Origin of the sequence: Anaerosporobacter mobilis DSM 15930, assembly GCF_900142955.1 — a bacterium.
Lineage (GTDB): Bacteria > Bacillota > Clostridia > Lachnospirales > Lachnospiraceae > Anaerosporobacter > Anaerosporobacter mobilis.
In genome coordinates this window covers 1-23,439 of record NZ_FRCP01000023.1, presented here as the reverse complement: position 1 = coordinate 23,439, position 23,439 = coordinate 1, and the positions used below count along the sequence as shown (strand labels likewise).

Here is a 23,439-nt window from a genome sequence, read left to right as displayed (position 1 = left end):
CATTATAATTAGTAAGGTGATAGATTAGCAAGTAAAGTTTGAAAATTAAGGTCTTATGATCGATTGATTTTGTACACGACATAAGGCCTTTTATACATAAAAATCCGAAAGATAAAGGTAGGAGTAAGAAGGAAATGAAAAAAACACTAGTTATTGGATCAACGGTACTTGATATCATTATACAGATAGATCATTTACCAAAGACAAGTGAAGATATTCACATTAAAGGACAGAGAATGGCTTTAGGTGGTTGTGCGTATAATGCAGCCGATATATTACGAAAGTTTGATGTGCCATACACCTTATTATCTCCAATTGGGACGGGCAGATATGCTCTCATTGTAGAAACTATGTTGAGGGAGAAGGGGATGGAGAGTTCTGTTAAGCTAGATACAGATGATAATGGTTTCTGTTTATGTATGGTAGAGAAGGACGGCGAGAGAACTTTTGTAGTTCATCATGGTGTTGAGTATAGTTTTAAGAAGGAATGGGTTTCTAAAGAGATGAAAGCAGAGTATGATAGTGTCTATATCGCTGGTTTTGAGATAGAAGAGTCAGACGGCTTTGAAATTATTGAATTCATTGAAGAAAATCCCGGATATCAAGTATATTTTGCTCCAGGACCAAGACTAAGTAAGATTGAGAATGAAAAGTTAGATCGAATCTTTGCACGTCAACCAATCACACATCTGAATGAGGAAGAAGCTATGGAACTTAGTCAAACTTCTAGTTATGAGGAAGCGGCAAAGGTAATTAGTGAGAGAACGAATAACACAGTTATTATTACACTTGGAAGTAAGGGGGCTTACTACTTTGAAGATGGACAAGGCAATCTTGTGGCAGGCGAAAGTGCAATAGTGGTAGATACTATAGGAGCTGGTGATTCTCATATTGGAGCAATTATGGCTTCCGTGAAGATGGGATTTACGATGCAACAAGCGGTAGAGCGTGCGAATATGATATCGGCAGCAGTTGTAGGTGTACAAGGATCGTCATTGACGGAAGATCAGTTTACTACGGTTTTACAGAAATTATAGAATTAGGCATTATTTAGTACGGTTCATGTTTAGGATGAATCAAGAACTTTATATAGATAACAAGATGAATCTTATCAATAAAATTCTTTTTCAATAGAGCTCATTTTAATGTATACATTCAATTAAGTAGAATGTGTGTATTAAGATGAGTTTTTTCTAAACTATGTGACATAGAAATTGTATAATTCTTCGTGCGAACAGAGTCTGGATTGAGAAACGCACTCCCTTGCACGGTATTTTACCACTTACGTGACTGGTTTCGATGTGTAAGTTTGCTCGGGAATCTCTATAGCTTATACATAAATAAAGTGTAAAATTTATATAAATCTTTAGGTATATGATTGACAAATAATATATTTTAAATATAATAGTTAACAAGAGAAATAGTTTCCTAGTGAAACTATTTTACTTTAATCTGCGAAAGAAAAGGAAGGGAGGATCATTAATTTGGGAGAGGTTGAGATTTCGTATGGGCAGGAACTTATTGAGGTAATAAGCAAACTTCATGGTATGAAAAGGAGAAGTAAAGGTTTTGGCGAACTATCACAGATGGAAGGTATGATTTTATTCTATCTTGACCACAATCTTAGTGAAGAAAATACGTTAGGAATTAAAGTTTCGTTGATAACCAAAGATTTAGATATTCCGAAACCTACGACTTCAAAAGTGTTGAATTCTCTTGAGGAAAAAGGATATATCCTTAGAAAAATCGATCGTTCAGACAGAAGAGTAACGTATATTAGCGTAACGGAAGAAGGATATGCTTATATTAAAAAAATACGTGATATTAGAGATCAATATGTTATTGATTTAATGAGTAAGCTTGGCGAACATGATGCTAAGGAATTAATACGAATTATTGATAAACTATATCTTATCGTTACTGGGGAGCAAGTGTGAAAGGATCAGTTTCGATAATAAAAGGGTAGTGTGCAAGAAATAATAGTTAGTATAGGGGAAGGTCGATGCACCATCGGCCTGAAATAATTAAAGGAAGGAAGATAAGATGAAGAAATTAATGCGTTATTTAAAACCGTTTCGATTATCAATCTTAGCGGTTGTGGTTTTGTTAGTCATTCAAGCATTTAGTGATCTTTCATTGCCACAATATACGTCAGACATCGTTGATGTTGGTATTCAGCAAGGAGGTATCGAAGATACTGCACTTGAAGCAGTTCGAGTATCTACTTATCAGAAAATGCAGTATTTTATGAGCAGTGAGGATTCCGAGTACTTATCAAAATATTATAAATACGTAGGTAAAGATTCTAGCTCAGAATCTGAATATAAAGAATATATCAAGGATTATCCGATTTTAGAGTCAGAGGATATCTATGTACTTGATACTAAGGATAAAGAAGTTAGAGAAAAGATTAGTTCAATTATTGCAAAACCATTGTTTATTTCTGCAGTACTAGATGGATCAATTAGTATGGGAGATGATAGTGGAGAGTCAGGAGATGACTCAGACAGTATGTCATTCCTACCACCAGAATTAGAAGGTCAGGATGTCTTTGCAGCATTATCAATGATGACAGAAGAACAAGTAGCTCAACTTAACGAAGAAATTAACGTAAAATTAAAAGAAGTGCCAGAATCTATCTTAGATCAAGGTGCAGTTACGATTGTAAAGTTAGAATATGAAGCAATTGGTATAGATGTAGGTAAGATTCAGAACAACTATATTGCCATTGCTGGTTTTAAGATGATAGGCCTTGCAATTGTTGGTATGATTGCAGCTATTATAGTTGGTTACCTTGCATCACGTATTGCAGCAGGAACAAGTAAGAATATTCGTGGTAAGGTGTTTGAGAAGGTTGTTGGATTCTCTAATGCAGAGTTTGATAAATTCTCAACTGCTTCTCTTATTACAAGAAGTACCAATGATATTCAACAAGTACAGATGTTACTAGTTATGATGTTTCGAATGGTACTATATGCACCAATCCTTGGTATCGGTGGTATTATTAAAGTTACCAATACAGAGACCAGTATGGCGTGGATTATTGCAGTAGCAGTTGGAACAATTCTTGTACTTGTAGGGACTCTTATGATTATTGCTATGCCTAAGTTTAAGAGCATGCAAAAACTTGTTGACCGTTTGAATCTTGTTACGAGAGAAATCTTAACTGGTTTACCTGTAATTCGTGCATTCAGCCGTGAAAAACATGAAGAGAAACGCTTTGATATAGCAAACAAAGACCTAACAAGAACAAACCTTTTTGTTAACCGCACAATGACATTCATGATGCCTATTATGATGTTCGTAATGAACGGTATCACTTTAATGATTATCTGGTTTGGAGGTAAAGGTATTGATTCAGGTAACCTTCAAGTCGGCGATATGATGGCATTCATACAATATACAATGCAGATTGTTATGTCATTCTTAATGTTAACTATGGTATCCATAATGTTGCCTAGAGCTGCAGTTTCAGCAAATCGTATTATGGAAGTATTGGATACACAAAGCCTAATAAATGATCCTAAAGATAAGAAATCTTTCAATACCGCTAAAAAGGGTGTTGTTGAATTCAAGAATATGTCTTTCCGTTATCCGAATGCAGAAGAAGATGTCCTTGAAGATATTAATTTTATAGCAAAACCTGGGGAAACGACGGCAATTATCGGTAGTACAGGTAGCGGTAAATCTACATTAATCAATCTGATCCCTCGACTATATGATGCGACACAAGGTGAAATCTTAATTGATGGAGTGAATGTAAAAGATGTATCACAACATGATTTAAGAGCAAAGATTGGTTTTGTACCACAAAAGGGTGTTTTATTCTCAGGAACAATTGACTCCAATATTCGTTATGGTAAACAAGAAGCGACTGAGGAAGATATCAAACGTGCTGCTAGAATTGCACAGGCACAGGATTTCATTGAAGAAAAGCCTGAACAATACGATGAAGCAATTTCTCAAGGTGGTTCTAACGTATCAGGTGGACAGAAACAAAGATTATCAATTGCTAGAGCGATTGCCAAAGATCCTGATATCTATATATTCGATGATAGTTTCTCTGCGCTTGACTTTAAGACAGATGCAACACTTCGTAAGACTTTACATGAAGAAATTACAGATAGTACTATTATAATTGTAGCACAACGTATCTCAACTATCTTACATGCGGAGCAAATCATTGTATTAGATGAAGGTAAAATAGTTGGTAAAGGTACACATGCACAATTATTAGAGAATTGTGATGTATACCGCCAGATTGCTTCTTCTCAATTATCAGAAAAAGAAATTGAAGCAAGTATAGCGAATAAAGAAACTGTGAAAGGAGAGGAAAGCCATGAGTAAAGACACTAAGCATACAGCTGGTAGACCAAAAGGACCTGTAGGTGGATTTGGTGGACCAGGTGGTATAGCACCTGGAGAAAAGCCAAAAGATTTCAAGAAAGCCATGTCAGGCCTTGGGAACTACCTTGGGAAATATAAGTTCAGAATATTTTTAGTTATCTTGTTTGCAATTGGTGGAACGATATTCAATATCGTAGGCCCTAAGATTCTAGGTAATGCAACTACAGAGATTTTCGAAGGTTTAATGAGAAAAGTTAAAGGTACTGGCGGAATTGATTTTGATGCAATCTTTAAGATTTTAATGACAATATTAACTCTTTATGGAGTTGCAATGCTTTTCTCTTTGATTCAGGGATTTATCATGACAGGTATTTCACAGAAGGTAACCTATGAACTTCGGAAAGAGATATCCACAAAGATTAATCGAATGCCAATGAGATACTTTGATACTAAGACTCATGGTGAAGTGTTATCAAGAGTAACCAATGATGTTGACGTATTAAGTAACAGTTTAAATCAAAGTATTACTCAGACCATAACTTCTGTAACAATGGTTATCGGTATAATTGTAATGATGTTATCAATTAATGGTTGGATGACATTAGTAGCGATTCTGACTTTACCATTATCCATGTTAATTATCTCAAAGATTATTAAAAAGTCACAGAAATACTTCGTTCAACAACAAGAATATCTTGGTCATGTAAATGGTCAAGTAGAAGAAATCTACGGTGGCCATAACGTAGTTAAAGTGTTTAATGGTGAAGAAGAAGCACTTAAAGAGTTCAATAAGGCAAATGATAAGTTGTTTGAATCCGCTTGGAAATCACAATTCTTATCAGGTATGATGATGCCTATTATGCAATTCATTGGTAACGTAGGTTATGTAGGTGTTGCGATTCTAGGTGGATATTTAACAATTAAGAATCGAGTATCTGTAGGTGATATTCAAGCATTTATCCAATATGTAAGAAGCTTTAATCAGCCAATTTCACAGATGGCGCAAATATCAAACCAAATACAATCAACAGCTGCGGCAGCAGAACGTGTTTTTGAATTTTTGAATGAAGAGGAAGAAGATCAAACTGTAGAGAATGCTGTTAGTACAACTAATCTTGAAGGAAATGTTGAATTCAAAAATGTACACTTTGGATATAATCCAGATAAGATTATTGTAAATGACTTTAGTGCACAGGTAACGGAAGGTCAAAAAGTAGCTATTGTTGGACCAACTGGTGCCGGTAAGACAACAATGATCAAATTATTAATGCGTTTCTATGATGTAAGTGGAGGTGCAATCTTAGTAGATGGTCATGATGTAAGAGCCTTCAATAGAAGTGAACTACGTGAATTATTCGGTATGGTATTACAAGATACTTGGTTGTTCAACGGAACAATTATGGAGAACATTCGTTATGGTAAGCCAGGTGCAACGGACGAAGAGGTAATCGCAGCAGCCAAGGCAGCTCATGTTCACCATTTCATTCAAACCTTGCCAGATGGCTATAACATGGTCTTGAATGAAGAAGCAAGTAATGTATCCCAAGGTCAGAAACAGTTATTAACGATTGCAAGAGCAATCCTTGCGGATCCTAAGATTCTGATTCTTGATGAAGCTACAAGTTCTGTAGATACAAGAACAGAAATCCGTATACAAAAAGCGATGAATAACTTAATGAAAGGCAGAACAAGTTTTGTTATTGCCCATCGTTTATCCACAATTAAAGATGCAGATTTAATCTTAGTTATGAACAACGGAGATATCGTTGAACAAGGTAATCATGAAGAATTACTTGCTCAAGGTGGCTTCTATGAAAAACTATATAATTCACAATTTGAAGAGTCAGCTTAATGAGTTAATGATTATCTGGTTAAAGTTACCCATCCCCTATGTACACAAATGCTAGGTTTGTGGTAGAATAAGAGAGAGTTATTGTAGAGACAAAATATAGTCTTTACAATAACTTTTTTCGTTAGAGAGGAGCATAGATGGTAAATGCAAAATAGAGAGATTATTGTACCTGGAACGTTAATGAAACACTTTAAGGGAATGTTATATCAGATTGTATCAATTGCAATACATTCCGAGACAAGAGAAGAATATGTAGTGTATCAAGCACTTTACGGAGATTTCAAGACGTATATAAGACCTCTAGATATGTTCTTGAGCGAAGTGGACCATGAGAAATACCCAGATGTAACGCAGAAATTTCGCTTTGAAGTGTACATGCCAGAGAAGACTGTTGAAAAATCAACTTCAAGTGTACCTGTAGAGGAGAGTTCAGAACTTGATGCTATGTTGCAAGAGATTCATCTTCAACATTCTATTAAAACAAAGGAATCGGAAAGTGTTGATACACATCAAGTTTTATTAGATTTCCTTGATGCAAGAAGTCATCAAGATAAATTAGAACAGCTAGATTTGATGAAGAAACATGTAGATTCTCATATAGTTAATAGTATGGCGATTTCTATGGACATAGTTTTAGCAACGGATACGGTGGAAGAACAACTAGAAGAAATTCGTAATTGTTTACTTACGCATATTAGATTTGAAGATCGTCGATTACGCTAAAAGCAAACAATCTTAAAAACTTGAAGCCCATAAGGCACACAATTTTTTAAGATTGTTTTTTATTTTTATTACTATTCATTACTCGTAAATCTTAGAAACATTTACCGATGTTAGAAGTAGATTGTATATCTATTTTACAAAATGAGTACCAGTTTTGCCTTTAATAGCAGATCTTGCTTTATCAAGATGAGAGATAATAGCAGTATGTTCTGGATTTGTTGAAACGAATTTAATGGCTGCTTCTACTTTAGGTTGCATAGATCCAGCTGCAAAGTGTCCCTCATTCATATAGTTTTTCGCTTCTTCTAGGGTAACAGTTTCTAAAGGAGTTTCATTGTCGCTACCGAAGTTTAGGAATACACGATCAACGCCAGTTAATAAAAGAAGGGTATCGGCATTAAGAAGTTCTGCCATCTTCGCACTAACTAAGTCTTTCTCAATTACAGCACTTGCACCTTTTAGTTTTGTACCTTGTTCTAATACAGGAATACCGCCACCACCACATGCGATAACAACTTGGCCAGCATCTAAAAGTGCTCGTATTGCATCGATTTCATAGATATCGATTGGCTTTGGAGCAGCGATAATTCTGCGGAATCCATCCGCTACTGGAATAACGTAATTACCTTTTTGTTCTTCTTCTTTTGCTTCCTCTTCAGACATGATACGTCCAATTACTTTGGTTGGATTATGGAAGGCTGGATCGAAAGTGTCAACACGAACCTGTGTGATGATAGTAGAAACGGTTTTATAGATTCCGCGTTGTAGTAATTCGGTACGGATAGCATTCTGTAAATCGTAACCAATATATCCTTGGCTCATGGCACTACAGATTGACATTGGGGCTACGGTTTGCTCTTTATCAAGGCGGCTATATTCTGTCATTGCTGTATGAATCATACCAACTTGAGGGGCGTTACTATGTGTGATAACAACTTGATATTTGGCTTCTACTAAATCTGCAATTGCAACAGCGGCGTTTTTAATGGATTCTTGTTGTTCTGGAAATGTCTTTCCGAAAGCGCTGTGTCCTAAAGCAACTACTACTTTTTTGTTTTGCATGGGCGTTACCTCGATTCTTAGATTCTAGTAATATAAATAACTCAATTATCTATATTAGTATAGGATATTTGAGTAGATAGACGGGGTAAGATTGGTACCGTCGACCTCTAACATATGCACGATTGGAAATTGTATCCTATGGTTCTATGTATATAAGTAATATATCATATATGCTTTCGAAATCCAATAGGTTGAGAAAAAAGGTTTGTCTTAGTTTATCCCAAGAGATTTTTTTAGCTCTTTGTCAATCTTGGTATTTACCGTAAGACCTTTATCTTGTCGATATTTTTTTACTGCATTTTTTGTTTTTTTGCCGCTGATTCCATCTGCTTTACCACAATCATAGCCTAGGTTGTTTAAAGCAATCTGTACCTTTTCCACTGTTGTCGAGTATTTGGAAGACTTGTTTGCAGTGGCTTTTTTGGTTGATTTACTAGAATTGGAAGATTTGCTTGAACTACTATAGGGGCAAACTCCATTTTTATGAAGATGTGCTTCGTGTCCACCACAATGATAATGATAGCTACCTAAACCACTCTTGTTTTTATTATCTCTATGACCACCGCTAGAATCGGTTCTACCAGAATGTGATTGAATTGGTGATGCAGCAGATGGGATATAGGTGAGATTTATAGCCGTTACCAATACAGTTAATACCAAAATTGCTTTTTTTAATGTTGATGTTATTTTCTTTGACATATACATTCTCCCTTATACTATTATAATATAATTATTATATATGTAAAAAATGGTAAAATCAATTAATTGTTACTAAATATATAACAGCAAATAATCGAAGAGCAGAATTCGATTGTAAGAATGAATTATTATTAACAAATAATAGCCAATCGGAATTAGCGTGCTTCCAGAATAAAGCAGACCAGGTCAAGCGCACAAATTGTAGTAGTGATATGCTATCTACAGAAGGAGGTGCATATTATGCACGCATGGGAAGCTATACAAAAATCACTTGATTATATTGAATCAAATATTAGTGATGAAATTAATATTGAACAGCTAGCAAAGGAATCGTCATTGTCACTTTTTTATTATCAAAGGTTATTTTCACGTCTTGTTAAGAAGCCAGTTCGAGAATACATTAAATTACGCAGATTAGCTAAAGCCCTTGAATCACTTGCTGATAAACAACGACGTATTTTAGATGTTGCGCTTGACTACGGCTTTGGAAGCCATGAGACATTCACAAGAGCATTCAAAGAAGCCTATAAAATAACACCAGAAGAATATCGCAAACATCCGGTAATGCTCAATCAATTTGACAAGCCCGACTTATTGTTATCCTACACGATGATTGACGAAGGTGTCCCACTTATCAGTGATGGACTTGTGTTGGAATTTAACCGTAAAACAATCTTACAACCAATACTTTTTATGGGAGTATCAGGTATCATTCCTATTGAAGGACAAATGCCACTTGGCGAATCTACAGGAGTAGATATGCCTGGTCAAGTTTGGGAAAAATTCCATAAAGAAAAACAATATATACCTCGAATTGGAGGATGCGAACTGGGAGTTGCTTATCTTGGTGATGTGCCGGAAGGGTATTTTACTTACTTTGCGGGTGCACAAGTGTCGCAAGGAACAAAAGATGCCCGTTTTGTTACTTGGGAACTTCCGGCAAGAGAATACATTGTTTGTAGATTTGAAGCAGAAAATTTTGAGCAACTTGTTACCGTGGCTCTCAATAAGGCTATAAAATATTGTGGGGTTTGGCTTGAAAAGCATGATTTGACCATGGAGGTTTATTCTCCAGAAATGTACTATGACAGCTCACCTGACAGTACCTACATGGAAGTATGGATGCCAGTATCGGAAAAATGTTAATAATGGTCTCACTATCGTATCCCCTCATTAGAGGAGATTTATTAAGCTATTATCTAGCGAATATATGATTATAACTTGGAAGTGGAATATATAGTAGTTTTACTACTAATATTTTACTTCTTTTTTATTTTATAGAAAATTTTATCTTATAAAAACTTTATACTATAAAAAGTTTTCAAACTTTATTGTAAACATGTAATTATACAACCACTTTATCATGCTAAATTGCTAATTGACAAAGATAGTATAATTGTATACAATAATAACAAATCAATATAAAACCTTGAAAATAAAGCATTATTATTGTATACATAATAATTGGTTATATAATGTATAACTAAACACTATATAAAAAGATCGAGAAAAAGGTGCTTTGTTATAAGGGGTGAGTGAATAATTATACAAGGAGTGAGTTTGATGGAAAATCGTAGAGTATTTTTAAATCGACACAATAACCTGTTACAGTATGAAGAACGCATCTATCCACTTGTAGAAGTTGATACACCGAATGTGTTCCGTAATCTGTTTCCATATGACGAGGTACCAAAGATTGCGTTTAATGATCGAATAGTGCCACATAATATGCCAGATGAAATCTGGATTACAGATACAACATTTCGTGATGGGCAGCAATCAAGAGCACCGTATACGACTGAGCAGATTGTTACAATCTATGATTATTTTCACAAGTTAGGTGGTCCGAAAGGAATTATCCGTCAAAGTGAATTCTTCTTATATAGTAAGAAAGACCGTGATGCTGTTTACAAATGTTTGGAAAGAGGATATCAGTTTCCAGAAGTAACCGCCTGGATTCGTGCAAGTAAGAAAGATTTTGAATTAGTAAAAGAGATTGGATTAAAAGAAACAGGAATCTTAGTAAGTTGCTCTGACTATCATATCTTCTATAAGATGAAGATGACAAGAAAAGAAGCAATGAACCATTATCTAAGTGTAGTAAGAGAGTGTCTGGAAACAGGAGTAGCACCACGTTGTCATTTTGAAGATATTACTCGTTCTGATATTCATGGTTTTGTTATTCCATTCTGTCTCGAATTGATGAAATTAGGGGAGGAATACGGAATCCCAGTTAAGATTCGTGCATGCGATACAATGGGATATGGAGTTAACTTCCCTGGTGCGGTTATTCCACGCTCCGTACCAGGAATTATCTATGGATTAATGACACATGGAGGTGTGCCTTCAGCGCAGTTAGAGTGGCATGGTCACAATGATTTCTATAAAGCAGTAACGAACTCAACGACAGCTTGGTTATATGGTGCAAGTGGTGTCAACTGTTCCTTATTCGGTATTGGTGAAAGAACAGGCAATACCCCTCTTGAAGCGATGGTATTCGAGTATGCACAGCTAAAGGGGACTTTAGATGGTATGGACACAACAGTAATTACAGAATTAGCAGATTACTTTAGGGAAGAAATCGATTATAAAGTTCCATCTAGAACGCCTTTTGTAGGTGAGAATTTTAATGTTACGAGAGCAGGAATCCATGCAGATGGATTACTTAAGAATGAAGAAATCTACAATATATTTGATACAGATAAATTCTTAAATAGGCCAGTATTAGTTGCAGTTTCTAATACATCAGGTCTTGCAGGAATTGCACACTGGATTAACACATATTACAAACTAAAAGACAAAAGAGCCGTTGATAAGTCACATCCTGTAGTAACGATAGTGAAAGATTGGGTAGATAAACAATATGACGAAGGTCGTGTAACGGTTATTACAGACAACGAATTAATAAAAGTTATTGACGAAGCTTGTAAAGAATTGAATGTTAACATTTAGTATGCTACACTATACTAATGTAAATAGAAGCAGATCACATCATAAGAACTTAAGAAATACTTAGTAAACGTAACAATTAATACAATCATTTACGGAGCATAGGAGGATTATTGATGAATACGCAGCAAATTGAAGCAGCAAAGGAACAGTTTGGAAAGCTATTAGAGAAGCAATTAGCAAGAGTTGAAGCTATGAAGGCACAAGGTGACTTTGTTAATTATAAAGAACTGGATAAAATCACAATTGGTGTATGTGGTGGAGATGGAATAGGTCCTGCAATTACAGGGCAAGCTCAGCGAGTTCTTGAGTATTTATTAAAAGATGAAGTAGCAACTGGTAAAGTTGAGTTTAAAGTAATTGATGGCTTAACAATTGAAAGAAGAGCAGAAGAGATGGCAGCTATACCAGCTGATGTATTAACAGAATTAAAAACTTGTGATGTTATCTTAAAAGGACCTACTACAACGCCTAGAAAAGGTGACGGTCTACCTAATATAGAATCTGCTAATGTAGCTATGAGAAAAGAACTAGATCTATTCGCTAACGTTCGCCCTGTTCGTATACCAGAACAAGGTATCGACTGGACATTCTACCGCGAGAATACAGAAGGTGGATATGCAGCAGGTAAAGAAGGTGTTAGCGTAACAGACGACCTTGGTATCGACTTTACAATTGCAACGTCTCAAGGTTGTGATAGAATTATTCGTGCAGCGTTCGAATTCGCTAAGGCGAATGGTAAGACTCGTGTAACAGCAGTTACAAAGGCAAACATCATCAAAACAACAGATGGTAAATTCCTTGAGAATTTCTATCGTATAGCAAAAGAATACGATGGAATTACTGCAGATGATTGGTACATTGATATCATGACTGCAAAATTATTAGATGAACAAAGAAGAAGAGACTTTGAGGTAGTTGTATTACCTAATCTATATGGTGATATTATTACAGATGAAGCGGCTGAATTGCAAGGTGGTGTAGGTACCGCTGGTAGTGCAAACATTGGCAAAAAATATGCTATGTTTGAAGCAATTCATGGTTCTGCCCCACGTATGGTGCAGGAAGGTAGAGATATTTACGCAGATCCATGTAGCGTAATCCGTGCTGGTGCAATGTTACTATCTCACATCGGTTATACAGAGAAAGCAAATCAATTGTACAACGCACTTGACATCTGTACTGTTACAGAAAAGAAATTAGTATTGACTGGTAGAGATACTGGAGCTACAGGTGCTGAATTTGCTGATTACATTATGGAGACGATTGCGAAGAACTAGGAGGAAATATTCTTTGGACAGTTTTCATGAGCAAAAGGAATCATCCGATAAATATTCCTTGAGAGGACGTGTCTTTCATAAAATACGTGACGATATTCTCTCGGGTAAATATAGTCAGAATGAAGAATTAAAAGAAGTAACAATAGGGAATGAATTAGGCGTTAGTAGGACGCCTGTTCGCGAGGCATTAAGACAGTTAGAGTTAGAAGGATTAGTGAATATTATTCCGAATAAAGGAGCCTATGTGAATGGGATTTCTGCGAAAGATATTCATGACATCTATATGATTCGTTCTTATCTTGAAGGACTTTGTGCAAGAATGGCATGCGAGAATATAACAGAGAAGCAGATGGAAGAGATGGATGAAGTTGTATACCTATCAGAATTCCATACAAGACGTTCCCATGAGGGACAGATTTTTGAACTTGATAGCAAGTTTCATGAGCTGTTATATGAGGCTTCTGGTAGTCGTATCCTATGTCATCTGTTATCTGACTACCATCAGTATGTACAGAGAATCCGCAAGGCGTCTTTGTCTTCCATGATTCGTGCTAGCCACACCAATGAAGAGCACATAGCGATTTTTGAGGCGATTAGAGAACACGATGCAGACAAGGCCGAATATCTAACACATGAGCATATTAAGAACACTATTAATAATATTAGTGAAAAGGGATTAGAGAAGTTATTATAAATATATGTAGTTGAAAACCTATGGAGTGAAAGCTTCATAGGTTTTTGCTTGCCCTCCCTTTTGAAGGAAGATGTAAGGATAACCGTTTCGCAGGATGTTGTATAAATGGCTAAATATGAAAGACTATACAGATAAAACTGTATAGTCTTTCATATTTAATCTATTGTAAAAAACAGTTAATAATTCTACACGCTTTTAAAAGATAATCCACCTTCTTCTTGATTCTTTAATGATAAAATATATACGACTATTAAAAATTATTGGGGAATAACAAAGAAGGAGGCGAAGAAGTTTCAATAGTCGGGTTTTATCGTGTTACTATAAAAGATTAAAAAGGAGAAGGTAAATGAGAAAGAGAGTAAGTCGTATAATTGCTAAGCTTTTGGTATTTGTAATTGTATTGCAGATGGCATTGCCGATGACTGCCTATGCAGCACCCGTACAGAGCGTTAGCGAGTTAGAAAATCTCAGCGATACAGACGAGGGATTTACCATTAAACATGTGGCAACCGATAAATTGGTCAAGTCATACGAAACAGATAATGTAGCCCTGACGGTTGACGGTGAAGAAGGGGATCTAGCAACAATATTTTGCACAGCTGTTTTTGGTATCAATGATAATAACAGTATGGGAAATTCAAAACTTCAGGTAGTATCCTTGGTTTCAAAAGAATACAACAAAGGAATCGCATCTGTTGGCTGGAATGATGGTGCGAAAGCAACGGTTGTTAAGGTTAATGGAGGTACAAGCGGAAACGGTTGGGAGAGTGTTCAGATTGTCGCTAACGGTGATGGCACCGTCTCTTTCAAAGACAGCTACTTTGACAAATACATTACTGTAGAGACTGTTGATGGGGCACCGGTCTTACAATGTATGTCGGATAAGACGAGAGAAACATTAACAGATAATGAGAAATTCATTATTAACTCTAAAGTAGCTCCGAATAAAGTGGAAAGTCTGGCTGTAGACAACAGCACGAAAACTCAGACAACGTTAGATTTAACATGGAAAAAACCAGCAAGTATTTATACCAATGTTCAAGTACTTAAAAAAGGACCTGATGATTTAGAATTCAAGAAAATTGCTGATCTTGCAGATGAAACTTCCTACCAAGTAACTGGTCTAAGTGAAGGTACAGAGTATTCATTTAAATTACTTGTTATAAACGGTAATGGAGATGCAGCTGACATAACATACAGTACAGAGAGTAATGAGGTAACTGCAAAGACAAGAGCGGGACTAAAACCTGCAACTCCAACGAATCTTAAACTTGAAGAACAAGAAGGAGGTAAATTCTTAATCAGCTGGGATACAGCGGAGAATGCAACACATTATCGTATTCTGCATGCACAAAGTATGTTTGGTACATATCAAACTGTTGCAACAGTGAGTGAAACAAGTGCAGAAATAGCATATGAGAATGATAGATATGAAAATTACTATCGAGTAGTTGCATTAAATAATGGTGAAGCAGGCGGGGGAGATTTCACATATGCAGAAGAATCCGAAGCATCAGCATATGTTTCTTTAGAGACTGAGATGTTCGGCAATCATACTTTAGTTTTTGCACCTACAGACGATGTGAAAAAGATTGATGAAACATTACATAAATTATTTGACGAAACAAATGATAGCAGCAAGGATGCACAGTTTAGGGGAGAACATTGGCAGGTATACTTCAAGCCAGGGGATTATACACAAACCAGCTGTATTAATCTTGGATTCTACACATCCATTAACGGTTTGGGAGAGACACCTTATGATGTAAAACTGAACAATATCGCAATTCCAGATTATCTAGGCGGCAATAACGCTACCTGTAATTTTTGGCGTTCGACAGAAAACTTGTCTATTATTAATACTGGAAATGAACAAGGAAAAGCACAGAATGGTTCTTGGAGAGGAGACTGGTTTAACTGGGCTGTTGCACAGGCGGCTCCACTTAGAAGAGTATATTCAGAACGTCCAGTTGCATATGACTGGAACTATGGATGGGCAAGCGGCGGCTATGTTGCTGACTGTTACTTCACTGGTATTGACGGTGAAGGAAACTCTGCAGGTACATGGGCAGGACAGCAATTTTATACAAGAAACACTGAGATGGCAGGGAATGCATTCGGAACAACACTTAATAATTTCTTCCAAGGTTTAGAAGCTCCCAATTTACCAAATGCAGACGGTGTAGAGAAGGGGAAATCCAGAGCATTACTAAATGGCAATGGCTACTCTAATTGGAAGATTGCGGATGCGAATGGAAATCAACAGGTATTTACGAATGTAGAAGAAACTAAGAAACTTGCTGAAAAACCGTTCTTATATATTGATGATAATGGTAAATATCAGGTATTTGTACCAGCAGTGAGAGAGAATACAAAGGGTATCAGCTGGTCAAAAGATGATATGGGTGAAGGAAAAAGTGTCTCACTAGATACTTTCTATATTGCAAAACCTACAGATTCAGCGGCTACAATCAATGCACAGTTAGCAGCAGGTAAGAACATTTATTTCACACCGGGTATCTATCATGCAGAAGAAACCATAAAGGTAACAAAAGCAGATACGATTATTTTAGGTTCCGGTTTGGCAACTATCATTCCGGATAATGAAGATGCTGCGATGAGAATTGCAGATGTTGATGGAGTAAGAGTTGCAGGTATTATATTAGATGCAGGAAAACATTCTGAATATTTGTTAGTAGTTGGTGAACAGGGTTCAGACAAAGATCACTCCGCTAATCCGACTATATTACAGGATATATTCTTACGAGTTGGTGGAACAACAGATGAACTAACGAAATCAGATAATGCACTTGAAATTAATAGTAATAATGTAATAGGGGATCATTTCTGGATTTGGAGAGCTGACCATGGTGCAGGTGTAGCGTGGAATGGAAACGAATCCCAACATGGTTTAATTGTAAATGGTGATGACGTAACATGTTATGCATTATTTAATGAGCATTTCCAAGATTATACTACATTATGGAATGGTGAGAACGGTGCAACATATTTCTATCAGAATGAGACCTGCTACGATCCGATTTCACAGGAAGAATGGATGTCACATGATGGAACTGTAAACGGATATGCATCTTACAAGGTTGCAGATGAAGTAGATACTCACTATGCAATTGGTCTTGGTATATATAATGTATTTATCTTTACAGGACCGACCTATGATGCATCAGAAGTTCAGATTCAGTTAGACAATGCGATTGAAGTCCCGGATAAAGAAGGCGTATTAATCGAAAATGCCTGTCTTCAGACATTTGCTGATGAAACCAAAGTATTACAGAAAATCAATTCAGTTGTAAATGGTATGGGAGATCCTGTAAGTAGTGGTACAGACCCGGTAACAGGAGAGAAAGGCACTAGTTGGGATAGATCGTTCTTACTCTACTATAATAACGGGGTAGCAGAAGGCAGTTATAGAAAACTGACTCAGGCATATAAGTCTTTAGAGGAAAAGTGTAAGAACATTAGTGAACAGTTAGAAACTATTACAGATGAGGTTAAGAGAGCAGAGTTAGAAGAAGCATTAACAAATGCGAAAAAACTTTTAGAAGGTTATGAGATATCCATATCATGGCCAATTCAGGAGGAAACGAAAGATAAAGTGTCTTTAATGGAAGAAACAATTTCAGAAATAGAAGAAATTGTTGAGAGAGTACCTGGAGTTTCTAAGACAGAACTGAAAAACTTGATTAAGCAGTATAGTTACCTTAAGAAAGATGACTATACACAGAAATCATGGGATGCATTTTCAGCGGCTTTACAGGGGGCAAAGGAAGTTGTAGCTAATGTGAATGCAACCCAGGAAGATGTGGATGCAGTAGTGACAGTTCTTCAGAGTGCGCAGAAAGCATTAGTGAAAGTGAATGCGGGCGGTTCTACGGGTGGTTCTAATGGAAGTGAAGGAAATAATGGAAACAATGAACAGAACGTACAGAATGTACAGATTAAGATAAGCATTGGCAAAACAAGCATTCTTCAGAATGAGATAACACAGTGTACCGTTACTGGTGACAAAAATCCAACATATGCTTCTAATAACAATGCAGTAGCGACTGTAGATGCGAACGGTGTAGTAACTGGTATATCTGCCGGAACTGCTACCATCACAGCAACATCAGCACATCTAGGCTCTGCAGCAAGTGTAACCATTACAGTTGTTAAGCCTACTGTAAAATGGAACGTAACTTACAATACAATTCCATTGCAACTTAAGAATGGCGAAAAAGTCAACAAGACGACAGCGTTACAGCCAATGGGCTTACAGGAAGGTGACTCCATCAAGAGTTATAGTTCTTCTAAGACAAGTGTTGCAACCGTTAAGAAAGCAACTAACGGAAAACTTACAATCACACCAAAGAAAACTGGTAGTACTAAGATTACAGTTACCACTACCTACGGTGCAACAGCAACCTTCACACTGAAAGTTCAGAAGGATATTGTTAAGGTAAGTAAATTAACTGTTGATAATGTAAAGAATGGAAAATTGACATTGAATAAGGGCGAGAGCTTTTCATTACAAACAACTAAGATGTATATTACGGCATTAGATAAAGTTACATTCACATCCAGTAACAAGAATGTTGTAACCGTTTCTTCTGAAGGAATGATTACGGCGAAGAAGAAGGGAACAGCAAAGATTACTGTGAACTGTCAGAAGAAGAAAGTAGTGATTACTGTTACAGTAAGATAACACCAGTTTAGAGCTACCCACGAACTAATTAAGAATTCTATTCAAAATATTAGAGAAATGGGATTAGAGAAATTATTATTAATATTTGTGATTGAAAACCTATGAGGTGAAAATCTTCATAGGTTTTTATTTGTTAAAATCTTATACGGTACTTGATGGATAAGTTTGGCGATAGATGGAATAATAAGGCTGTGTTATAAATTTCATTAATAAATTAGTTGAAATTAACCTATTACTTTAGTATATTAAAAAATGTGGTACAATTTACCTTTTGACGAGATGTTTATTCTCGTGTATTATAGGACAATAATAGTTTAGAAAGTAGAATTGATAACGCTATGAAATATCACTTTGATAAAGTGGTAAGCGAAAGGATTCAGAAGAGGTTACAAAAGAGTTATATGAGTGGAAAGAGTAGAAAAACTGTAGCTGTTAAAGGTTTCTCGGGAAAGATGGGATATGTATTAGCAGTAGCAGGGTCGGCGGTAGGACTGGGAAACATATGGCGTTTTCCATATCTAGCAGCTAAGTATGGTGGAGGTATATTTTTACTTACCTATCTTGTATTAGCAATTACATTCGGTTTTACATTAATCATGACAGAAACTGCACTTGGTCGTAAGACAGGAAAAAGCCCGATAGGAGCTTTCAAGGAACTTGGTGCGAAGAAGATGATGTTTGGCGGTTGGATTAATGCTATTATACCTATGCTAATTGTTCCTTATTACTGTGTAATTGGTGGTTGGGTACTTAAGTATTTCTTCTCCTTTGCTGGTAGTAGTGCTGCTAATTTACAAGAGGATACGTATTTTACAAACTTTGTTAGTGAAACAGGAGAACCTGTATTTTGGTTATTTATCTTTGCAATTGCGGTATTTTTAATTATTATTATGGGAGTAGAGAAGGGAATTGAGAGACTTAGTAAAATTCTTATGCCTTTACTTGTTGTTATGGCAATTGGAATCGCGATCTATTCGGTAACGCGCCCGGGAGCAATGGAAGGAGTTAAGTATTATATAATTCCTGACTTCTCGAGATTCTCCATTAATACAGTAGTAGCCGCTATGGGGCAGATGTTTTATTCATTATCTATCGGAATGGGAATCCTATACACATATGGTTCTTATATGAGGAAAGATATTGATATGGAATCTTCTATTCGTCAAGTTGAAATCGTAGATTCATTGATTGCGTTCTTAGCAGGTTTAATGATAATTCCAGCCGTATTTGCTTTCGCTGGTGGTAGTCCAGAGACATTAGAGGCCGGACCTTCACTTATGTTTATTACTATGCCTAAGGTATTCTTAAGCATGCCAATGGGACGAGTTATCGGTATGGTATTCTTCTTACTTGTATTCAGTGCGGCTATTACAAGTGCAGTGTCGTTAATGGAATGTGGCGTTGCTACCTTCGGTGAACTTACTAAATGGAGTCGTAAGAAGAGTAGTGTGGTTATGTTAGGCATTACCTTATTACTTGGTATTCCATGTTCTCTAGGATTTGGTGTATGGTCATTCATTAAGCCAATTGGAGGATCAATCTTAGATTTCTTTGATTTCATAACGAATTCCATCATGATGCCGATCGCTGCGATATGCACAATGGTACTTGTCATGAAAGTTTGTGGATTTAAAACAGTAATTGATGAAATAGAGGCTTCTTCGAAATTCAAGAGGAAGAAAATATACTTATTCATGGCGAAATATCTTGTGATAATTTTCTTAGGAGTGATTTTAGTTAGTTCAATTTTACAAGCCTTAGGATTTATGAAATTATAATAGTATACTGTATAAACTAGAAAAGACGCATCTTAAATACAACACATGCGTTGTTATAACTCAAATGGGGAATGGGCGAAAACCAAGTCATTAAATTACTTGATAATATGAATGATAAATTATCTAAACAATACGTCAAAGTAAAAGAATATTTATTAGATATTAATGAAAAGGATTAGAGAGTCAATCTCTAGTCCTTTTCTTAAATGTAATTAAATTAATTCATCAGGTTTAGAAATTAAATTCATCTTCCCATGGAAAATAAGCGGATTGTTCTAAACTTTTCGGCCAATGGCAACACCAATCTGGAACACCGGGAGTTTCTACTCGGTCAAGACTCGGTGTATAAGGTTTTATGTCAATAAGGGGTGTATTGTCGTTTGCGTCTATATATGCAATCTGAATAAGTCCTTTTTGACAATTAAGGTGTATTATTTCTACGGTGGTTAGAGCAATCGGATTGGGACGAATAGGAGACCTTGTGGCGAAGACACCCATGGTATCAGGAGAATTTTTATATGGTTGCGGTGTTTGAAGAGTGTTCCTTGCTTTATCATTATCGAAGTCACTAAACCACCAAATGACGTTGATATGGCTAAACCCCTCTAATGCTCTCATAGCAGGAATATACCTTGACTCGATTTCAATAAAGGTGCCGTTTTCGTTGTTGTGGATTTTTCCAATAGGATATACCTCAAAATTATTCATACATTTGACCTCCAATTATTATTTTCAAACAAAGCATAACCCCTCACACCATGTGAGAGTCAATATACGAATATAAAAAAGCCTTGCACAAGTGCAAGACTCTTATTTAACGTTTTCCAAAGGAATTTGAATTTCAACTAAATACTTTTCAGGGTCAATTTCATTCCATGGCCCACGGTGTACAAGTTGCCGGCTTTCACCAATCATTTGATAATGACTATTCTTTTGCAGCCATTTTGCAAAGGTTAAGTATGCTCCCGCAATATTAGAAAATTCCCCGTATACCATTGTACAGGCCATTGTTGGTATAGGATCGGTAACTCGGTATGTAAATCCACCGATACTTTGACCCATCTTTTTTACCGGAGCGCATAGCTCTACATCAACATTTTGTTCCTTATACTCTGTATCATGGTAAATGGAAAAAGTATCACTCGATATGGCAATTTGATTTTGCATTGCAAAAGACGATAATTCTGTCCATAATTCACCCTCTGCATAATATGTTGGGATAATCCGTCTTAATGAAAGCACTTGATTTTCTGGAATTGATTTTATTGAGACATTATAGTGCATTTCATTTTTGGTGCTTTGAAGTTCTCTTTTTGCAAGCTCTATTTTTCTTAATTTTTCTTTTTCAAACTGTATCGCCTGTTCAATTTCTTCGTGCTTTTTATCAAGCTGTTCTACAATAAAGCTGTCATTTCCATTGTTAAGTGATACTGCAATTTCTGCAACATTAAACCCACTATCACGGAGATAGACAATTTTATTAAGAATAGGTATTTGTTCAACAGAGTACATACGATAACCCGTCCACGGGTCGATTTTTGCTGGCTTCAAAAGTCCCATTTCATCATAGTATCTTAACATTCTAATAGTTACTTGAGTTAACTTTGAAAATTCACCTATTCTAAACATGATTCCTCCTGAATGTTGATCATTTCAACGTTAGATTTTATCTATTTTTCTTTTGATTTGGAAAATGTTCCTTGTTCTCAGTATGGTGTTATCCCGATTATACAGGGTTTCAGTTATTACAGCAAGATATTTCAGGAAACATATTACAGGTAATGAGTTTGATTATACTAAGGGGTAGTGGATGAGCATTTGCAAATAACATATAGACTATGCAGGAAATGGTTACCATTCGTGCAAAAAAAGAAGCGCGGCAGCCGATAACATGGCAATCACGCCTCATAATTTAATTACGGCTCTATAATAAATGTTGGGGTATACGATTTAGACTCGTAAACTCCAATATTTTATTTTATAATAAAAAAGACCTCCAAGTGCCAGTCTAGCCAACAATCACTCGGAGGTGCATATAAATGCTATCTAATTATATCAATAAATTACTAGATTTAAAAGATGTTAAAGTAAAAAAAATTACCCAAGCAGATCATTTTATTGAAATTCACATTGAAACAAAACCTACTTTACACACATGCCCCGCTTGTGGAAACGAGACAAAACGAATTCACGACTACCGTATGCAAAAAATAAAGGATTTACCTTTTCAGTTGAAGGATTGCTATCTTGTTTTAAGAAAACGCAGGTATATTTGTTCTTGTGGGAAACGCTTTTTTGAATCGTATTCATTCTTGTCCAGATACCAGCAAAGAACCAGAAGACTCACTATGAAAACTGTTGATTTACTTAGAAATACCGTTTCTATCAAAAAAGTTGCTGAAATCACAAATTTATCAATCAATACTGTGATTCGTATACTTGATACCATAGGCTATGATTGCCCCAAATTAGGTGATTCTATTTCAATTGATGAATTCAAAGGTAACGCTGAAACAGGTAAATATCAATGTATTCTTGTAAATCCTAAGAAACGAACTATCCTTGATATTCTTCCTGATCGTACGCAGCCTCACCTTTCAGAATACTTCAGAAAAATAAATCGTTCAGAACGTTATCGTGTAAAATATTTTGTATGTGATATGTGGCAACCTTATGTAGATATCGCGCATACATATTTTCCGAATGCTAAGGTTATTATTGATAAATATCATTTTATCAGACAGGTTACTTGGGCAATTGAGAATGTAAGAAAGAGATTACAGACATCAATGATTCCATCTCTACGTAAATACTACAAACGTAGCCATAAGTTGATTCTTGCTAGATATTATACATTAAAGGATGAAAGTAAAAAAGCATGTGACTTAATGCTTCAATACAGTGATGACTTACGTTTAGCTCATCGACTAAAAGAAGATTTTTATGACATTTGCCAATGCAATCAGTACAAAAAGCAAAGACTTGACTTTTGGGATTGGATTAAGATGGCTGAAAAGTGCGACATTCCTGAATTTGAAAAGTGTGCTGCTACTTATAGACATTGGTCCGAAGGAATACTAAATGCGTTTAAATATAGAATCACCAATGGACCTACGGAAGGTTTTAATAACAAAATCAAAGTAATAAAACGTACATCTTATGGAATACGCAATTTCAAAAGATTCCGTACTAGAATCTTGCATAGCAACTAACATAATTTAACAGACTGGCACTTGGCTTTTTTTGCATGCTCTGAAATAGATACTATAGAACAAAACATAAAAACAGCTCTCTATCCAGTATTGGTGCGGGTGCAACGCACCTCGCACCCCAACACTTGACAAAGAGCC

General features: G+C 36.0%; 16 protein-coding genes. 12 read left to right on the top strand and 4 right to left on the bottom strand.

The features are described from left to right. The first annotated feature begins 134 nt into the window (after positions 1 to 134). From BUB90_RS19815 to BUB90_RS19795, 5 genes are all read left to right on the top strand, one after another. Positions 135 to 1,037: a PfkB family carbohydrate kinase gene (locus BUB90_RS19815; RefSeq protein ID WP_073290709.1), complete on the top strand. Its 903-nt coding sequence runs from the start codon at positions 135 to 137 to the stop codon at positions 1,035 to 1,037. Between the two features lie 447 nt (positions 1,038 to 1,484). After that, on the top strand, positions 1,485 to 1,937 hold the full coding sequence (locus BUB90_RS19810) for a MarR family winged helix-turn-helix transcriptional regulator (RefSeq protein ID WP_073290707.1): 453 nt from the start codon (positions 1,485 to 1,487) through the stop codon (positions 1,935 to 1,937). A gap of 106 nt (positions 1,938 to 2,043) precedes the next feature. Next, positions 2,044 to 4,347, top strand: a complete 2,304-nt coding sequence (locus BUB90_RS19805) for an ABC transporter ATP-binding protein (RefSeq protein WP_073290705.1) — start codon at positions 2,044 to 2,046, stop codon at positions 4,345 to 4,347. Beyond that, positions 4,340 to 6,199 (top strand): ABC transporter ATP-binding protein, encoded by a 1,860-nt coding sequence (locus BUB90_RS19800; protein WP_073290703.1) that lies wholly within the window; start codon positions 4,340 to 4,342, stop codon positions 6,197 to 6,199. The genes BUB90_RS19805 and BUB90_RS19800 overlap by 8 nt, the downstream gene beginning before the upstream one ends. Positions 6,200 to 6,343: 144 nt before the next feature. Then, positions 6,344 to 6,922: a DUF1653 domain-containing protein gene (locus BUB90_RS19795; protein WP_073290701.1), complete on the top strand. Its 579-nt coding sequence runs from the start codon at positions 6,344 to 6,346 to the stop codon at positions 6,920 to 6,922. Positions 6,923 to 7,051: 129 nt separating this feature from the next. On the opposite strand, the gene arcC is transcribed toward BUB90_RS19795, so the two are convergent. Continuing rightward, the gene (gene arcC / locus BUB90_RS19790; RefSeq protein ID WP_073290699.1) at positions 7,052 to 7,984 is read right to left on the bottom strand and encodes a carbamate kinase; all 933 of its coding nucleotides are present in this window, start codon (positions 7,982 to 7,984) and stop codon (positions 7,052 to 7,054) included. 210 nt (positions 7,985 to 8,194) lie between these two features. Continuing rightward, a complete protein-coding gene (locus BUB90_RS24490) occupies positions 8,195 to 8,683 on the bottom strand; it encodes a peptidoglycan-binding protein (RefSeq protein ID WP_073290698.1) in 489 nt (162 codons plus the stop codon). Between the two features lie 240 nt (positions 8,684 to 8,923). Between BUB90_RS24490 and BUB90_RS19780 the strand changes: the two genes are divergently transcribed. The 6 genes from BUB90_RS19780 to BUB90_RS19755 all read left to right on the top strand — a co-directional run bounded on the left by BUB90_RS19780 (position 8,924) and on the right by BUB90_RS19755 (position 20,089). After that, entirely contained in the window at positions 8,924 to 9,829 is a 906-nt protein-coding gene (locus tag BUB90_RS19780; protein ID WP_073290696.1) for an AraC family transcriptional regulator, read from the top strand. Between the two features lie 417 nt (positions 9,830 to 10,246). Then, positions 10,247 to 11,635, top strand: a complete 1,389-nt coding sequence (locus tag BUB90_RS19775) for a beta/alpha barrel domain-containing protein (RefSeq protein WP_073290694.1) — start codon at positions 10,247 to 10,249, stop codon at positions 11,633 to 11,635. Positions 11,636 to 11,748: 113 nt separating this feature from the next. Beyond that, positions 11,749 to 12,912 carry an isocitrate/isopropylmalate family dehydrogenase gene (locus BUB90_RS19770; RefSeq protein WP_073290692.1) on the top strand — a complete coding sequence of 388 codons (1,164 nt, stop codon included), beginning with the start codon at positions 11,749 to 11,751 and terminating at the stop codon, positions 12,910 to 12,912. 13 nt (positions 12,913 to 12,925) lie between these two features. Further along, positions 12,926 to 13,606: a GntR family transcriptional regulator gene (locus tag BUB90_RS19765; RefSeq protein WP_073290690.1), complete on the top strand. Its 681-nt coding sequence runs from the start codon at positions 12,926 to 12,928 to the stop codon at positions 13,604 to 13,606. A gap of 346 nt (positions 13,607 to 13,952) precedes the next feature. Next, the gene (locus tag BUB90_RS19760; protein ID WP_073290688.1) at positions 13,953 to 18,311 is read left to right on the top strand and encodes an Ig-like domain-containing protein; all 4,359 of its coding nucleotides are present in this window, start codon (positions 13,953 to 13,955) and stop codon (positions 18,309 to 18,311) included. 401 nt (positions 18,312 to 18,712) lie between these two features. Further along, entirely contained in the window at positions 18,713 to 20,089 is a 1,377-nt protein-coding gene (locus BUB90_RS19755; protein WP_073290686.1) for a sodium-dependent transporter, read from the top strand. Between the two features lie 231 nt (positions 20,090 to 20,320). Here the strand turns inward: BUB90_RS19755 and tsaA are convergent, their stop codons facing one another. Next, the gene (gene tsaA, locus BUB90_RS19750; protein ID WP_073290684.1) at positions 20,321 to 20,797 is read right to left on the bottom strand and encodes a tRNA (N6-threonylcarbamoyladenosine(37)-N6)-methyltransferase TrmO; all 477 of its coding nucleotides are present in this window, start codon (positions 20,795 to 20,797) and stop codon (positions 20,321 to 20,323) included. A gap of 102 nt (positions 20,798 to 20,899) precedes the next feature. Further along, entirely contained in the window at positions 20,900 to 21,718 is an 819-nt protein-coding gene (locus BUB90_RS19745) for a MerR family transcriptional regulator (RefSeq protein ID WP_073290682.1), read from the bottom strand. 410 nt (positions 21,719 to 22,128) lie between these two features. Between BUB90_RS19745 and BUB90_RS19740 the strand changes: the two genes are divergently transcribed. Next, positions 22,129 to 23,301, top strand: a complete 1,173-nt coding sequence (locus BUB90_RS19740; RefSeq protein ID WP_073289584.1) for an ISL3 family transposase — start codon at positions 22,129 to 22,131, stop codon at positions 23,299 to 23,301. Positions 23,302 to 23,439: the final 138 nt, after the last annotated feature.

What these genes read in the sequence shown, in the direction of transcription:
- BUB90_RS19800 (WP_073290703.1), top strand. Translation starts at nt 4,340, where the DNA reads ATGAGTAAAGACACTAAGCATACAGCTGGTAGACCAAAAGGACCTGTA.
- BUB90_RS19755 (WP_073290686.1), top strand. Translation starts at nt 18,713, where the DNA reads ATGAGTGGAAAGAGTAGAAAAACTGTAGCTGTTAAAGGTTTCTCGGGA.
- tsaA (WP_073290684.1), bottom strand. Translation starts at nt 20,797, where the DNA reads ATGAATAATTTTGAGGTATATCCTATTGGAAAAATCCACAACAACGAA.
- arcC (WP_073290699.1), bottom strand. Translation starts at nt 7,984, where the DNA reads ATGCAAAACAAAAAAGTAGTAGTTGCTTTAGGACACAGCGCTTTCGGA.
- BUB90_RS19805 (WP_073290705.1), top strand. Translation starts at nt 2,044, where the DNA reads ATGAAGAAATTAATGCGTTATTTAAAACCGTTTCGATTATCAATCTTA.
- BUB90_RS19780 (WP_073290696.1), top strand. Translation starts at nt 8,924, where the DNA reads ATGCACGCATGGGAAGCTATACAAAAATCACTTGATTATATTGAATCA.
- BUB90_RS19760 (WP_073290688.1), top strand. Translation starts at nt 13,953, where the DNA reads ATGAGAAAGAGAGTAAGTCGTATAATTGCTAAGCTTTTGGTATTTGTA.
- BUB90_RS19770 (WP_073290692.1), top strand. Translation starts at nt 11,749, where the DNA reads ATGAATACGCAGCAAATTGAAGCAGCAAAGGAACAGTTTGGAAAGCTA.
- BUB90_RS24490 (WP_073290698.1), bottom strand. Translation starts at nt 8,683, where the DNA reads ATGTCAAAGAAAATAACATCAACATTAAAAAAAGCAATTTTGGTATTA.
- BUB90_RS19795 (WP_073290701.1), top strand. Translation starts at nt 6,344, where the DNA reads ATGCAAAATAGAGAGATTATTGTACCTGGAACGTTAATGAAACACTTT.
- BUB90_RS19815 (WP_073290709.1), top strand. Translation starts at nt 135, where the DNA reads ATGAAAAAAACACTAGTTATTGGATCAACGGTACTTGATATCATTATA.
- BUB90_RS19745 (WP_073290682.1), bottom strand. Translation starts at nt 21,718, where the DNA reads ATGTTTAGAATAGGTGAATTTTCAAAGTTAACTCAAGTAACTATTAGA.
- BUB90_RS19775 (WP_073290694.1), top strand. Translation starts at nt 10,247, where the DNA reads ATGGAAAATCGTAGAGTATTTTTAAATCGACACAATAACCTGTTACAG.
- BUB90_RS19740 (WP_073289584.1), top strand. Translation starts at nt 22,129, where the DNA reads ATGCTATCTAATTATATCAATAAATTACTAGATTTAAAAGATGTTAAA.